The organism is Amycolatopsis sp. CA-211722 (genome assembly GCF_056828465.1).
In genome coordinates this window covers 6632373-6647057 of record NZ_CP184752.1, presented here as the reverse complement: position 1 = coordinate 6647057, position 14685 = coordinate 6632373, and the positions used below count along the sequence as shown (strand labels likewise).

Below are 14685 nucleotides of genomic sequence, written 5' to 3'. Positions count from 1 at the left end.
CCGGTGGACTCTACTTCAGCTCGGAGGCCTCCACACCCGATTCGGGCGATTCTTCGACGACCGGAGGACGGGCGAGTTCGGCCAGCTGCCGGACGACGTCGTCGTACCGCGCCTGATCCGCGGCGGCTCGGGCCTGCGCGCGTTCGAGTTCTCCGGCCAGGGCCGTCGCCCGGGCTTCGGCGAGGCTCCTGGCCGTGCGTTCTTCCGCGAACGACGCGCGGACGCGGTCCAGATCGTCACGCAGGGCGGCCGATTCCGCCCGCGCGGCGGCACAGTCCTTTTCGGACACCGTCGCCCTGGCCTTCGCCTCGTCGAGCCGGTCCAGCAGCGCTTCGAGCTCCGCGACGGCCCGGGCCAGCGCCGTGTCACGCTCGCCCAGCTCCGCCGCCAGCCGGGTCTTCTCCTCCCGGATGGCCGCGAAATCCTCGCGCAGCGTCCTGAGATCGGAGACCAGGGCGTCGCGGGCGCGTTCGGCCGCCACGGTCGCGGCTTCCGCGGCACCACGGGCACGTTCGTGTGCGGCGACCTCGGTCCACGACCGCTGGCGGGTCTCCTCCGCGTCCTTCAAGGCCTGTTCGGCGGTGCGTTCCGCTTTGGCCTTGGCCATCTTGTCGTCGCGGGACGCGGCCAGCGCGGTCGCGCGGGCGGTGTCGGCCTTCGCCGCCGCCTGGTGCGCGTCCTCGGCTTCGCGCCGGGCCGCGGCCGCGTCGGTTTCGGCTTCGGTGACCCGGCCCAGCGCGGCTTCGGCAGCGGTGTCGAATCGCGAGCGCATGGCGTCCAGCAGTTCCACCAGCGACGCCGCGGCCGGGGTGAACTCGTCGGCGATCCGCCGGACCTCCAGCAGCGGATCGGCCACGCTCGCCACGGCGGCCGCCCGCCGGGCGCGCGACGCGGCGTCGGCGTGGGTCTTGCCGCAGTAGGCCGAAGGCCTGCCGCCCTTGCGCTTGCCGTCGGCGTCCACGGCGGGCGGGGGCAAGGGATTCTCGCAGCCTTCCAGCGCGCACAGCCGGACCTCGTCGGCGTCCGTATCGATCACCGCAGCAGGGTAGCGCTGCCCGCCCGCGCGAAATGCGAGGCAACGCCGGTGAGACCGCCGATAGGGTCGATCCCATGCGCGCCTTATTCACCTTCGCCGGCGGCAACGGTCACTTCCGGCCGTTGCTCCCTCTTGCCCGCGCGCTCACCGCCGCGGGCCACACGGTCGCGTTCACCGGCGAGCCGTTCATGATCCCGATCGTCGAAGCGACGGGATTCGCCGCGTTCCCCTCGGGGCCGAATCTCGGCAGTGACGGCCGCCGTCGCCCGTTGCTTCCCGTCGACAGGGACCGCGAGGACGCCGACTTCCGTGACGGGTTCGTCCGCCGCACCGCGCCCTTGCGCGCGAAAGACGTCTTGGCGCTCTGCGAAGACTGGACGCCGGATCTGCTCGTCTGCGACGAAGCCGATCACGGCGCGATGATCGCGGCCGAAAAGCTCGGCCTCCCCCACTCGACCGTCCTGGTCATGGCGGCGGGTGTGCTCGTCCGGCCGGGACTGGTCGACGACGCGCTCAACGAGGTCCGCGCCGCCCACGGGCTTCCCCCGCAACGGAACCTCGACATGGCCTACCGGCATCTCGTGCTCTCACCGTTCCCCGCGAGCTTCCGCGATCCACGGTTCCCGCTGCCGCCGACCGCGCAGCCGTTCCACGATCCCGTTCCCGGTCGTGGGCCGGTTCCGGACTGGTACGTCGAAGGCCGCCCGACGGTCTACTTCACTCTCGGCACGATCTTCAACACCGAATCCGGTGACCTGTTCGCCCGGGTGCTGGCCGGTCTGAAGGACGTCGACGCGACCTGTGTGGTGACCGTCGGGAACCTGATCGACCCCGCCGAGTTCGGCCCGCAACCGGAGCACATCCACCTCACGAGGTACCTGCCGCAGGACGACGTACTCCCGTACTGCGACGTGGCGCTCACCCACGGCGGTTCGGGCAGCCTGCTGGGCGCGATAGCCCACGGGCTGCCGATGGTGCTGGTGCCGATGGGCGCCGACCAGCCCCACAACGGCGACCGGGTCACCGAGCTCGGGCTCGGCACCGTCCTCGACGTCGTCGAAGCCACACCGGAGGACATCCGCGACGCCGTGACCACCGTGCTGCGGGACCCGTCCCACCGGGAGACGGCGATGCGGCTGCGTGACGAGGTCACCGCGTATCCGCCGCCGGAGAAGCTCGTCCCGCTCCTGCAAGGGCTGCTCCGGTGACCATCGACCTCGACGCCGCGATCACCCGAGCGTTCCGGGAGGAGTCGGGGCAGGTGATCGCCACCTTGATCCGGGTCACCGGAGACTGGGATCTGGCCGAGGACTGCGTCCAGGAGGCGTTCACGCTCGCGTTGCGCACCTGGCCTCGCGACGGTGTCCCGGCGAAACCCGGGGCCTGGCTGACCACGGCGGCACGCAACCGGGCCACCGACCGGCTCCGGCGCGAGGCCGTCGGTGCGGCGAAACTGCGGGAAGCGGCCACGCTGGACGTCCCCGCCGAACCGGAATGGGACGAGAGCGGCGTCCACGACGACAGGCTCCGGCTGATCTTCACCTGCTGCCACCCCGCGCTGCCGCTGGAGGGCCAGGTCGCGCTCGCGCTGCGGACCTTGGCCGGGCTCACCACGGCCGAGATCGCCCGCGCGTTCCTCGTTTCCGAGGCGACGATGTCGCAGCGTCTGGTCCGGGTGAAACGGAAGATCCGCACCGCGGGTATCCCGTACCGGGTGCCACCGGCGGATCTGCTGCCCGAACGCACGGCCGCGGTACTGGGGATGCTGTACCTGCTGTTCAACGAGGGCTACTCGGCCAGCGCCGGCACCGATCTGCTCCGGCCCGACCTGTCGGCGGAGGCCATCCGGCTCGCCCGCGTCCTCGCCGGCCTGATGCCCGGCGAACCGGAGATCCTCGGGCTGCTGGCCTTGCTGCTCCTGCACGACGCCCGCCGGTCCACCCGGGTCGACGGCGACGGCACCCTCGTTTCGCTCGAAGACCAGGACCGCGGCCGCTGGAACACCGCCGAGATCACCGAAGGCGCCGAACTGCTGGAGTCCGCGCTCCGCCGAGGTGTCCCCGGGCAGTACCAGATCCAGGCCGCCATCGCCGCCTGCCACGCGACGGCCGCCCACGCGGCCGAGACCGACTGGGCGCAGATCGCCGCCCTTTACGGGGAACTGCTGCGTTTCGTGCCTTCGCCGGTCGTCGAGCTGAACCGTGCGGTCGCGGTCGCCATGGCCGAGGGTCCCGAAGCCGGGCTCGCACTGGTCGACGAGCTCGCCGGGAGCCTTCCGGGCTATCACCTGCTTCCCGCGACCCGTGCGGACCTGCTGCGGCGTCTCGGCCGCCACGAGGAGGCCGCCGGCGCCTACCGCGAGGCGCTCGCGCTCGCCGGTACCGACGCCGAGCGCGCCTATCTGTCGGGAAAACTCGCCGAAATCTCCTGACGCCGGGTGTCTGTCCCCGGCGACGCCGTTCGTCGGAGGGGCGACAAAGTCCCGAAGTGGAAGGGGTCATCCGATGGCCGTTCTCGACGTTCCCGGCGCCCGGCTGCACCACACCGTCACCGGTAGCGGTCCCGCGTTGCTGTGCGTTCCCGGCGGTGCGGCGGATTCCGGCATGTTCGCGCCGATCGCGCGTCTGCTCGGGGAGCACTACACGGTGATCACCTACGACCCGCGTGGGATCTCCCGCAGCACCCTCGACGATCCCGACGCCGAGCAGCGGATCGAGGTCCATGCCGACGACGTGCTCCGCCTGCTCGACAGTGTGAGCCCGGAGCCAGCGGCGATCTTCGCGTCCAGCGGTGGTTGCATGCAGGCTTTCGAGCTCGTCACCCGCCATCCCGGGCGGGTGCGCACGCTCCTGGCGCACGAACCGCCGCTGACGAGCCTGCTGGACGAGCAGCCCGACGTCGATCTCCAGGAGCTGCTGCGCATCCACCGCGAGCACGGCATCGAGGCGGCGATGGCGAAGTTCATGGCGGAGGCCGGCTTCGAGGCCGGCGAGGGGGATCTCCCACCGGAGATGCGGAAGAACATGGAGTTCTTCGTCGTACACCTGATGAAGATGATCGGGAACTACACCCCGGACTACGCGGCGCTGAAGACCTCGGGGACCCGGATCATCGTCGGTGTCGGCAAGGAATCGGCCGGGCAGCCCGCCCACGAGGCCGCGGTGCTCGCCGCCGGCCGTCTCGGGCTGGACCCGACCTCTTTCCCCGGTGACCACGGCGGTTTCGCCGCCGAGGCCGCCACGTTCGCTCCGCTGGTCCGGGAGATTCTCGACGCCTGACCGCTTCAGGCGCGGACGTGCACGATCAGCCCGCCCACCAGCGCGCCGAAACCACCGATCGCGGCCAGGGTCCGGACCAGGTTCCACCGCTCCCAGACCCCCTCGAACTTCGCCCGCAGCGCCTCGAAGTCGGTGTCGTCACCGGCGAAACCGGCTTCGAGCGCGTTGTTCAACGGCACGTTGATCGCCATCGTCACGATCAGCATCACCAGCAGCAGGACGAACCCCGCGATGAGCCACGGCAGCGCGGACCGTGATTCCGATCCGAAGTGCAGTGCCACGGCCGCCGCGGCCAGCAAGGGCGCGCCGCCGAAGCTGATCGCGAACCAGCCGTTGAGGATGGCGATGTTGATCTCCCGCATCCCGGTCACGTAGGTCCGGGCGTCGGCCCGGCCCAGCCCCGGCATGACCGAGCACGTGTAGGCGTAGAACAAGCCCGCGATCAACCCCGCCGTGATGACGGCCGCGATCAGGACGATCTCGCTCAGCGTCGCCATTCCTGTCGCCTCCCTTCGATTCCCGCTCGTTTCATCGATTCCAGACCCCGGTGGCCGCCGCTTTCGCGGCGTACACGGAGAAGTCGGTCGCGGGCCTGCCCAGCACCTTCTCGACGTCACCGGTGAGGGATTCGTTCCGGCCGTCGAGGACTCGGGTGAACAGGTCGGTCAGGCCCTCGATCTCTTCCTCCGGCACACCCTGTTCGGCCGCTCCCGCGGCGAACTCCGCAGGGGAAACCGGAACGTACCGGATCTCTCGTCCCGAAGCCTTCCCGATTTCCGCGGCCGCGTCCGCGAAACCCAGCAGCCGGGGCCCGGTCAGCTCGTACACCTCGCCGTGGTGCCCGTCGGTGAGCAGCGCGGCCACCACGACGCCGGCGATGTCCTCGACGTCGACGAACGGCTCGGTCACCTGCCCGGCGGGCAGCACGATCTCCCCGGCGAGTACCGGCTCCAGCAGGAAGTGCTCGCTGAAGTTCTGGGCGAACCAGCTGGCCCGCACCACCGTCCACTCGGCACCGGAGTCCCGCACACCCTGTTCGCTGACCACTGCCTCTTCCTCACCGCGACCCGACAGCAGGACCAGCCGCCGGACCCCGTGATCCACGGCCAGCTTCGAGAAGTCGCGGATCGCCTCGGCGGCTCCGGGGAAGGCGAGGTCGGGGTAGTAGGTCACGTACGCCGCGCCGACTCCCGTCACCGCCGCCGGCCACGTCGACCGGTCGTTCCAGTCGAACCCGGGCCGCGACGCCTTGCGGACCTCGACGCCCCGTTCGGCCAGGCGCTGCGCCACCCTGCTTCCCGTCTTGCCGGTGGCGCCGAGGACCAGGACCGTCTCGTTGTTCTTCGTCTCTGTCATGTCTCCAGTCAAGCGGCCCGGAACGAGACGGGACATAGTTCAAAGGCTCTATTCCATGTTTCATCGTCTACACTTTGAGCATGGATCCCCTCGCCGGTCTGCTCGACGGACCCCGTGCCCGCGGCGCGTTCCTGCTGAAGTCGGTCATGACCCCGCCGTGGTCGCTGCGGATCGAGGACGAAGCCCCGCTGACGGTGATGGCGCAGGTCCGCGGGGAGTCCTGGGTCGTGCCCGAGCACGGGGACGCGGTCCGCCTCGGCACCGGCGACATCGCCATCGCGCGCGGTCCGGACCCGTATCTCGTCGCGGACGACCCGGCGACGCCTCCGCAGGCGATGATCCTGCCGGGACAGGAATGCCTGACCCCGGACGGTCAGCACCTCACCGAACTGTCGGATCTCGGCGTCCGCACCTGGGGCAGCGATCCCGACGGCCCCGTCGTCCTGCTCACCGGCACCTATCCCCTGGAAGGCGAGATCAGCAAACGGCTCCTCAACGCGCTGCCGCCGATGCTGGTCGTGCGGGACGAGGAGTGGGACAACCCGCTCGTGCCGCTGCTCGCCGGGGAGATCGTCAAGGACACGCCCGGACAGGAAGCGGTCCTGGACCGCGTGCTCGACCTGCTCCTGGTCGCCGCGCTGCGGACCTGGTTCGACCGGCCCGGCGCCGAAGCGCCCGCCTGGTACCGCGCGCACCGTGACCCGGTCGTCGGGCGAGCGCTGAAACTGTTGCAGCACAAGCCTTCCGAACCGTGGACCGTGGCGAGCCTCGCGGCCGACACCGGGGTTTCCCGCGCCGCGTTCGCCCGCCGGTTCACCGCCGCGGTGGGCGAACCGCCGATGGCGTACCTCGCGAGCTGGCGTATCGCGCTCGCCGCGGATCTCCTGCGTCAGCACCCCGACGTCACGATCGGCGCGGTCGCCCGCCAGGTCGGCTACGGCAGTTCGTTCGCGCTCAGCGCCGCGTTCAAACGCGAACACGGCGTCAGCCCGCAGGGTTACCGCGCCGGCGTCGCATAACGCTCGACCAGTTCCGCGCCGATCCGCGCGAGTTCCGCCTGGACCGACGGCGGCCCCAGTACTTCGATCATCGAGCCCCAGCCCGCGAGCTGCTGTGCGATCATCCACGCCACCGGCGCCGACACCGTCACCCGCACGCGACCGTCGCCGAGCTTCTCCTCCACAGTGGACTGCCGGCCGAAATGGTCCTGCAGGATCGGCAGATGGCGCTCGGCGATGAGCACGGTCGCGTCCAGCCCCGAACGGCGTTCCTCGACGCGGTCCACCACCTGCTCCCACGCCCGCGCGAGCTCGAAGTCGTCCGGGCGACCGGCGGGCAGGTCGGTGACCTCGGCACCGGACATGCGGTCGACCCGGAAGGTGCGCTGGCCCTTCTCGGTGCCCGCGAGGAGGTACCAGATGTCGTCCTTGTCCACGAGACCCCACGGATCCACGACCCGCTCGACCGGTTCCGCGCCCTTTTTCGCGTAGCCGAACCGGACTTTGCGGCGGCGGACGATCCCGGCCTGCAGCACGTCGAGCGGCTCGGGCCGTTCCTTCTCGCGCTCACCCCATCGCGACGGGTCGATGACGACCGCGTCCGCGGCGGCCTGCGCGTCGGCGCGAAAGGTGTCGGGAAGGGCGCGGACCAGCTTCCGCAGCGCCGATTTGACCTCGGGCGAGATCGACGCGGCCGGGCCCGCGAGCAGGAACAACGCCTGAGCCTCCGACGCCGACAGTCCACTGAGGTCGGTCCGCGCGCCGCCGACCAGCGACCATCCGCCGCCACGGCCGGGCTGCGGGTACACCGGCACGCCCGCGGCGGACAACGCCTCCAGGTCGCGCCGGGCGGTGGCGACCGAGATCTCGAGTTCCTCGGCCAGTTCGGCAGCCGTGACGCGGCCACGGGCCTGCATCAGCAGGAGGGTGGCCACCAGGCGATCGGCACGCATGCGCCCAGTCTCGCAGGCAAACCGCTCACCCGGTGAACACTTTGCGGCCGCGGACTTGACCTTCACATCGATGTCAGCCCCTACGGTCACCGCATCCCGTTCAGAAGGAGAAGCACATGGCAGGCGCAGTGATCATCGGCGCGGGGCCGGGTATCGGCCGATCGGTGGCCCTCCGGTTCGCGAGGGAAGGGCTACCGATCACCCTCATCGCCCGCACCTCGGCGACCCTCGCCCCGCTTGCCGCCGAGATCGGCACCGCGCTCGCGCTGACCGCCGACGTCACCGACGAGAAGTCCCTCAAAACCGCTCTCGACACCTCCGCACGCGAGCACGGCGAACCCGACGTCGTGGTCTACAACGCCGCGATCATCCAGGCCGACGCCCCCGGAGAGCTGTCCGTCGAACGGCATCTCGCTGCGTGGTCGGTCAACGTCGTCGGCGCGATCACCGCCGCGGCCCAGGTCGCGCCGCGGATGGCCGAACGCGGTTCGGGCACGATCGTCGTGACCGGCGGGATGCCCGAGGCCGTTCCCGCCTACACGAGCCTCTCGCTCGGCAAAGCCGGTGTGCGGGCGCTGGTTTCGCTGCTGGACACGCAGTTCGGCCCGTCAGGCGTGCACGTCGCCACGGTCACCGTCGCCGGCCCCGTCGCGAAAGGGACCGCTTTCGACCCCGACGACATCGCCGAGCACTACTGGCGGCTGCACACCGAGCCCCGCGCGGACTGGACGCGGGAGATCGTCCACAAAAGATAGAGAGCTCACCAGTGCGCGGGATGGGCGAGCGACTCCGGCAGCTTCGTCGCCGCGTCGCCCTTCGCCGCGTCCAGCTGGGACTGGACGAGGAAGAGCGCGTCCCGGAAATCCGCGCCGCGGACGTCGGCGTCTCGCAGGTCCGCGCCGGTGACGTCGGCCTGCCGGAGATCGGCTCCCCGCAGGTCCGCCCCGATCAGCAAGGCACCACGCAGCAACGCTCCGCGCAAGTTCGCGCCCTTGAGCTTCGCGCCGATGAGGTCCGCGCCGCGCCGGTCCTTCTTCTTGCCCGGCACGGCGGCGCGGGCGAGTTCGCTCGCACGCACCAGCAGCCCGTTCACCGCGGCCCGATGCGTGGGGACGTCCAGCTTCCGGAGCACGCCGGGCGTGTCCAGCGTCATCCGCTCGGTCCGGTCGATCATCTCGGCGAGGTCGTCACGGATCGGCGCGGACGTCGGCAGTGACGCGGCCTCGGTGAGGTAGTAGAGCAATTCCTGCAGATCCCGCATGACCGGGAAGACCGCGAACATCGACTTCGCCGTCTTCGGCGCCTTCCGCCAGTCCTCACCGGCGAAGGTGACCTGGGAGACCTTCTGGCCGGCGCCGAAGCAGTCGTAGACCGTGCAGCCGGTGAAGCCCTTCTTGCGGAGCTTGTCGTGGATGCCGCACCGGGAATCCTCACGCAGGTTCGGGCACGCCTGGCCGGCCGGTTTGGTGATCGCGAAATCGGCCGACGCCGCGAAGGCCGGGACGACACAGCACAGGCCGAAGCAGTTTTCGCAGTCGGCTCGCAGGCTGGAAAGGGCTGGCACGGTGGTTCGGACTCCAGATGTTCGGCGAGGTGTTCCAGCCACAGGGTACGGAGAGCACTTTCCGTGCAGGGCACCCGCCGCCAATGGCCGCCAGACGAAGGTCGGATGCTGCCCCGTTCAGTCGATATCGGACATCTCGGCCGCTCAATAGCCTCGATCTTCGTGGGATCCGGCAGGTGCCGACCCATGCGGTCGTGCCGGACCGCCTTTCCGCCGCTGTGGTCCTGACCGGCCGGTCCCCTGCGAACGACAGGACGAACACATGCGAGAGACGAGACAAGCGCGTTGGCTGTCGCGTGCCGGGATGGTGAGCGCGGTCGCGGTGGCGATCAGCGTGACCGCTGCTCCCGCCCAAGCCGCCGAAGGACGGATCCTCGCCGCCGGATCCGCCGAAGCGATCCCGAACAGCTACATCGTCACGCTGAAGGACACCGGCGTCGTGAGCGCGCTGGCGAGCCGCTTCGGCGCGAAGGTGGAGCAGGTTTACAGCAGCTCGCTCAAGGGCTTTTCCGCGACGCTGTCGGAGCGACAGGCCAAGCGGCTCGCCGCCGACCCCTCGGTGGCGTCCGTCGAACAGAACCAGGTCGTCCACGCCGACGCGACCCAGACCAACCCGCCGTCCTGGGGGCTCGACCGCGTCGACCAGCGCAACCTCCCGCTCGACAAGAAATACAGCTACACCAGCACCGGCGCGGGCGTGAACGTCTACGTCATCGACACCGGTGTGCGGATCAGCCACCAGACCTTCGGCGGCCGCGCCCGCAACGGCTACGACTTCGTCGACAACGACGCCGTCGCCCAGGACGGCAACGGCCACGGCACCCACGTCGCCGGCACCATCGCCGGATCCCAGTACGGCATCGCCAAGGGCGCGACGGTCTACGGCGTCCGCGTGCTCAACAACTCCGGCAGCGGCACCACCGCCGGGGTCATCGCGGGTATCGACTGGGTCACCAAGAACCACGTCAAACCGGCCGCGGCCAACATGAGCCTCGGCGGCGGCGCTTCCAGCACCCTCGACGACGCCGTCCGCCGGTCGATCGCCGCGGGCGTCACCTACGGCGTGGCCGCCGGCAACTCCAACTCGAACGCCTCGGGCTTCTCCCCCGCCCGCGTGACCCAGGCGATCACCGTCGGCTCGGCCACCGAGACCGACGCGCGCTCCAGCTTCTCCAACTTCGGCAGTGTCGTGGACATCTTCGCGCCGGGCACGAACATCACCTCGGCGTGGAACACCAACGACACCGCGACGAGGACCATCAGCGGCACCTCGATGGCGACCCCGCACGTGGTCGGCGTCGCGGCCCGGTTCCTGCAGAACAACAAGAGCGCCACACCCGCGCAGGTGGCCACCGCGCTGATCAACGCGGCGACCCCCGGCAAGGTGACCAACCCGGGCTCCGGTTCCCCGAACCGGCTCCTGTACTGGGCGCCGACCGCCTGAAGTACATGAAGGACCCCTTCCTTGCGCCAGGCGCAAGGAAGGGGTCCTTCATGTACTGGGCAAGGTGTCAAGGTCGAGGTTCCTCGGCTGAGCCGAGGGAAGGGGTCCTTCACGGACCAGCCCGCGGGAGGCGTTGCGCTTACAGCACCTTCCGGATACTCGGCACCACGGCGGCGAGCCCGGCGGCGTTCGGGTGCAGCGGGGCGAAGCTGTTGTTCACCACCGAAGGGATCAGACCCTCGATCCACTTGACGCCGATCGGCTGGCAGGCGTCGTGACCGATGCTCGGCGTCCGGATGTCGACGTACTTCGCGCCGTGCGCGGCGGATTGCTCGGCCATCCGCGCGTTGAGCCGGTCAATGTTGGCCTGGATGTAGTCGGCGTCCTGCGGCAGGACCGGGACGAGCGGCCAGCACCCTCCCGGCTTGATCCCGGTCGGATAGCCCACCATGACGATCTCCGCGCGCGGCGCGCGCTGGCGGATCTGCTCGATGACCGTGCCGTAGGTGGCGGCGAAGGCGTCGATCTTGGTGGCGTATTTGTCCACCCCGCCCGAGGTGTTGGCCGCCTTGCACGAAGCGCCCACCGGCAGCAGATTCACGCACGACGTCGCGAGCCCGACCAGGCCGACGTCGTTACCGCCGATCCCGACGGTCACCAGGGTCGTGTCGGCCGAGAGCGCGTCGTACTGTGGCGGGTTCGTGCCGGAGATGATGCCCTTCTGCGGGTTGCCGAAATGGGTCGTGGTGGCCGCGCCGCAGGTGACGTCGCGCAGTTCGTCGACGTCGAGCTGCTTCGCCAGCAGTCCGGCGTAGTTGATCGCCGACCGGGCGCAGGTGAGCAGATCGGACTGCGGCAGGACCACCGAGCCGGCGGAGAACGAGTCGCCCATCGCGACGTACACCTCCCGTTCCGCCGTGGCGAGGGCCGGTGTGCCGATTCCGACGAGGGTCAGTGCGGTGCCCGCCACCGCGGCGATCCGGGCGAGTCTTCCCCAGCGTGTCACTGCCGCCTCCTGCATGCGTCGTCGAATGCCGCGATCAGCGTCCGCCGAGCAGGCGAGAACCACTAGAACGGAGGCGCGCGTTCTTGATCGGGGTTTTGTAGGTTGCCTCTATGACGAAGGCGTCTGCGCAGCCCTGGCGCAGGCTGGACGCTTCGGTGCTGACACGGCTGGAGCCGGACACCGCCGCCATCGCGTCCGCCGCGATGGACCAGGTCCGCGCCGGGTTGCGCACCCCGCTGGACGACCGGACGGCGGCGAACCTCCAGGTCACCCTGGACGTCGCCTTGCACGCCTTCTTCAGCGAGATCGGGCATCCCGACATCACCACCGATCGGGAGGTCTACCGGGCGCAGGGCCGGGCACAGCACACCGCCGGCCGCAGCCTCGAAGAGATGCTCGGCTTCTACCAATCGGCGGCGCTGGGTGTCTGGCGGCAGCTCACGTCGGCGGCGCCGGCGGTGGACCTGCCGACCCAGGCGATCGTCGAACTCGGCGAGGCGCTGTTCGCCTTCATCGCGGAGCTCTCCGCGGCGGCAGCGGACGGATACGCCGAAGCACGGTCGCAAGCGGCGCGGGCAGGGCAAGCGCGGCGTGACCGGCTCCTCGGCCTCCTGCTCGCCGAACCGGCCGCCACGCGCGACCAGCTCGACGACGCGGCGAGCCAAGCCGCGTGGGTGCTGCCTGGCCGCCTCGTCATCGCCGTGACCAGTGCCGATGTCGCACCGCAGCTGCTGGACCGGATGCCGGGCCGGGTGCTGATCGGCCGTCACCACGATCTGACCGCGGTCGTCATGCCCGCCGACCGGCTCGACTGGTACCTCGGCCGCCTGCGGGACCTGCTCGGCGACGACCAGGCCGGAGTCGGACCGGTCGTGCCGCTCCGCTCGGCCGCCCTCAGCGCCCGCCGGGCGAGCGCGCTGTGGCGGCTGACCCGCACGGGCGCGCTCGGTGACAGCCCGCTGGTCCACACCGCCGACCACCGCATCGATCTGCTGCTGACCGCCGATCCCGAACTCGCCGCCGAGTTCGCGCAGGATGTCCTCGCGCCGTTGGCCGGTCTGCCGGAACCGGCGAGGCAACGGCTCACCACGACCCTCGCGGCGTGGCTCGCGCGGCCGGACCAGCCGCAGGCGATCGGCGTCGAACTGCACGTCCACGTGCAGACCGTCCGGTACCGGATCCGGCAGTTGCGCTCGCTCTTCGGCGGCACGATCGACGATCCCGCCGGGCGATTCGCGCTGGCGATCGCGCTGAGGATCGATCCGCTGGTATCGAGGGAACCTACAAAACGCTCAGCGCGGGGCGTCCATCCGCTGCGTCCCGACGACGGACAGCAGGCGTAAGGCGTTCTCCGACGGTGTTCCGGGGTCGGCGGTGTAGATCACGACCTGCTGGTCGCGGTCGGAGATGTCGAGGACGTCGCAGTTCACGCTGACCGGGCCGACCACCGGATGCCGGAAGGTCTTGCACAGGGCGGGCGAGGCGCACACGTCGTGCGCGGCCCACAACCGGGCGAACTCCTCGCTGCCGTCGAGGAGTTCCTGGATCAGCCCGGCGACCTCGGGATCGTCGGGATAGCGGCCCGCGGCGGCCCGGAGGTTACGGACCGCGCTCGCGGAGAACTCGTCCACATCGGACACCCCGTAGAGACGGCGCCCACCCGGCCGCGGCCCGAGGAAGGCTCGGCGCACGAGGTTACGGTCCCGCCGCGGCAATGCGGAGAAGTCCTCCATCAACGCGGCGGCGAGGTCGTTCCAGGCGAGCACGTCGTAGGTCGCCGACAGCACGATCGCCGCCGCCTGCGGAAGCCGGTTCAGCAGGGCGAGAATGCTCGGCCGGACCTCTCGGGACGGACCGGGTGGCGGCCCCGGCGGCGCGCCGGCGAGATGGTGCAGGTGGTCGCGTTCCACGTCGGACAGGCGAAGTGCCCTGGTCAGGCCGGCGAGCACCTCACGAGACGGGCGTGGGCCACGGGCCTGCTCCAGCCGGGTGTAGTACTCGGTCGAGATGAACGCCAGCTGCGCCACTTCCTCACGTCGCAGTCCCGGCGTGCGGCGGCGGTGCCCGGCGGGGAGGCCGACGTCCGCGGGGGTGATCCGCGCCCGCCTGGTGCGCAGGAAGTCCGCGAGTTGTCGTCTGTCCACCACTCCAGTGTGGACGATCCCGGTCCGTCAGCCAGGTACCGCCGGTGCCTGGATACGTGCCGGCGGCGGAGGAAATCTCGGGGCATGACCACCACGACGACTGTTCCAGGCCTGCTCGACGGCAAGGTCGCCTTCATCACCGGCGCCGGCCGCGGTATCGGCGCCGCGGCCGCGCGGCTGTTCGCCCGGGAAGGCGCCCGCGTCGTCCTCGCCGCCCGCACCGAATCCCAGCTGAAGGCCGTGGCCGAAGAGATCCGCGAGGACGGCGGCATCGCCGACCACGTCGTCTGCGACCTCGGCGACGCGGCGAGCATCCGCGCGGCCGTCGGCCGTGCCGTGGACCTGCACGGCAGGCTCGACGTCGCGTTCAACAACGGCGCGACGAACGTGCCGCCCGGCCCGATGGACCAGGTGAGCGAGGCCGATTTCGACCGGATCTACGCGGTGAACCTCAAGGGCCCGTGGCTGGCGATGGTCGCCGAGATCGAGGCGATCCGGGCCACCGCGAAAACCGGGGCCATCGTCAACAACAGCAGCGTCGGCAGCCTGATGGCCAACCCGGAACTCCCGGCGTACGGGGCGACGAAACGGGGCGTCAACGGCCTCACCGCCGCGGCGGCCGCCACCTACGGCCCGGAGGGGATCCGCGTCAACGCCGTCGCCCCCGGCACGACGTTGACCGAGATGTTCGACGAGTGGGTCGCGAGCTCGCCGGACATCCTCGACCGGCTCAACGCGAATACCCCGTTGGGCCGGGTGGCCGAACCGAGGGAGATCGCCGAGGCGGCCGCGTGGTTGCTGAGTGATCGCGCCTCGTACGTGACCGGAACGGTCTTGCGGGTGGACGGCGGCATGCTGGCCTGACCGGGAGCGGGGTGGGTGATGCGCGGGAACCGCTGTCCGCCT

At 70.6% G+C, this 14685-nt stretch carries 15 protein-coding genes; 8 read left to right on the top strand and 7 right to left on the bottom strand.

The window, feature by feature from the left end:
• Positions 1-10 precede the first annotated feature (10 nt).
• Complete coding sequence (locus ACOCEP_RS31425; RefSeq protein ID WP_482332736.1) at positions 11-1036, bottom strand: hypothetical protein; 1026 nt, start codon at positions 1034-1036, stop codon at positions 11-13.
• Between the two features lie 74 nt (positions 1037-1110).
• On the opposite strand from ACOCEP_RS31425, the gene ACOCEP_RS31420 reads away from it, so the two are divergent.
• The 3 genes from ACOCEP_RS31420 (at position 1111) to ACOCEP_RS31410 (ending at position 4314) form a co-directional block, all read left to right on the top strand.
• Positions 1111-2244 (top strand): glycosyltransferase, encoded by a 1134-nt coding sequence (locus ACOCEP_RS31420; protein ID WP_482332735.1) that lies wholly within the window; start codon positions 1111-1113, stop codon positions 2242-2244.
• Entirely contained in the window at positions 2241-3467 is a 1227-nt protein-coding gene (locus ACOCEP_RS31415) for an RNA polymerase sigma factor (protein WP_482332733.1), read from the top strand. Before ACOCEP_RS31420 ends, ACOCEP_RS31415 begins: the two co-directional genes overlap by 4 nt.
• Before the next feature lie 73 nt (positions 3468-3540).
• Positions 3541-4314, top strand: coding sequence for an alpha/beta fold hydrolase (locus ACOCEP_RS31410; RefSeq protein ID WP_482332732.1), 774 nt, complete (start codon positions 3541-3543; stop codon positions 4312-4314).
• A 5-nt stretch (positions 4315-4319) separates the two neighbouring features.
• Here ACOCEP_RS31410 and ACOCEP_RS31405 read toward each other — a convergent pair whose 3' ends face one another.
• Entirely contained in the window at positions 4320-4811 is a 492-nt protein-coding gene (locus ACOCEP_RS31405) for an anthrone oxygenase family protein (protein WP_482332731.1), read from the bottom strand.
• Between the two features lie 31 nt (positions 4812-4842).
• Entirely contained in the window at positions 4843-5670 is an 828-nt protein-coding gene (locus tag ACOCEP_RS31400) for a Rossmann-fold NAD(P)-binding domain-containing protein (protein WP_482332730.1), read from the bottom strand.
• A gap of 80 nt (positions 5671-5750) precedes the next feature.
• Here ACOCEP_RS31400 and ACOCEP_RS31395 point away from each other — a divergent pair, with 80 nt between their 5' ends.
• On the top strand, positions 5751-6689 hold the full coding sequence (locus ACOCEP_RS31395; protein ID WP_482332729.1) for an AraC family transcriptional regulator: 939 nt from the start codon (positions 5751-5753) through the stop codon (positions 6687-6689).
• On the opposite strand, the gene ACOCEP_RS31390 is transcribed toward ACOCEP_RS31395, so the two are convergent.
• Complete coding sequence (locus ACOCEP_RS31390; protein WP_482332727.1) at positions 6668-7621, bottom strand: helix-turn-helix transcriptional regulator; 954 nt, start codon at positions 7619-7621, stop codon at positions 6668-6670. The two genes, ACOCEP_RS31395 and ACOCEP_RS31390, sit on opposite strands and share 22 nt — an antisense overlap.
• A 116-nt stretch (positions 7622-7737) precedes the next feature.
• On the opposite strand from ACOCEP_RS31390, the gene ACOCEP_RS31385 reads away from it, so the two are divergent.
• A complete protein-coding gene (locus ACOCEP_RS31385; protein WP_482332726.1) occupies positions 7738-8376 on the top strand; it encodes an SDR family NAD(P)-dependent oxidoreductase in 639 nt (212 codons plus the stop codon).
• A 5-nt stretch (positions 8377-8381) separates the two neighbouring features.
• On the opposite strand, the gene ACOCEP_RS31380 is transcribed toward ACOCEP_RS31385, so the two are convergent.
• Positions 8382-9185: a pentapeptide repeat-containing protein gene (locus tag ACOCEP_RS31380; RefSeq protein ID WP_482332725.1), complete on the bottom strand. Its 804-nt coding sequence runs from the start codon at positions 9183-9185 to the stop codon at positions 8382-8384.
• A gap of 262 nt (positions 9186-9447) precedes the next feature.
• Here ACOCEP_RS31380 and ACOCEP_RS31375 point away from each other — a divergent pair, with 262 nt between their 5' ends.
• Positions 9448-10629, top strand: a complete 1182-nt coding sequence (locus ACOCEP_RS31375; RefSeq protein ID WP_482332724.1) for a S8 family peptidase — start codon at positions 9448-9450, stop codon at positions 10627-10629.
• Positions 10630-10768: 139 nt separating this feature from the next.
• Here the strand turns inward: ACOCEP_RS31375 and ACOCEP_RS31370 are convergent, their stop codons facing one another.
• The gene (locus ACOCEP_RS31370; RefSeq protein WP_482332723.1) at positions 10769-11635 is read right to left on the bottom strand and encodes an SGNH/GDSL hydrolase family protein; all 867 of its coding nucleotides are present in this window, start codon (positions 11633-11635) and stop codon (positions 10769-10771) included.
• Positions 11636-11745: 110 nt separating this feature from the next.
• Between ACOCEP_RS31370 and ACOCEP_RS31365 the strand changes: the two genes are divergently transcribed.
• On the top strand, positions 11746-12978 hold the full coding sequence (locus ACOCEP_RS31365; RefSeq protein ID WP_482332722.1) for a PucR-like N-terminal domain-containing protein: 1233 nt from the start codon (positions 11746-11748) through the stop codon (positions 12976-12978).
• Here the strand turns inward: ACOCEP_RS31365 and ACOCEP_RS31360 are convergent.
• Positions 12928-13779: a helix-turn-helix transcriptional regulator gene (locus tag ACOCEP_RS31360; RefSeq protein ID WP_482332721.1), complete on the bottom strand. Its 852-nt coding sequence runs from the start codon at positions 13777-13779 to the stop codon at positions 12928-12930. The genes ACOCEP_RS31365 and ACOCEP_RS31360 overlap by 51 nt on opposite strands.
• Positions 13780-13863: 84 nt before the next feature.
• Between ACOCEP_RS31360 and ACOCEP_RS31355 the strand changes: the two genes are divergently transcribed.
• Positions 13864-14643 (top strand): SDR family NAD(P)-dependent oxidoreductase, encoded by a 780-nt coding sequence (locus ACOCEP_RS31355; protein WP_482332719.1) that lies wholly within the window; start codon positions 13864-13866, stop codon positions 14641-14643.
• The last annotated feature ends 42 nt before the right edge of the window (positions 14644-14685 follow it).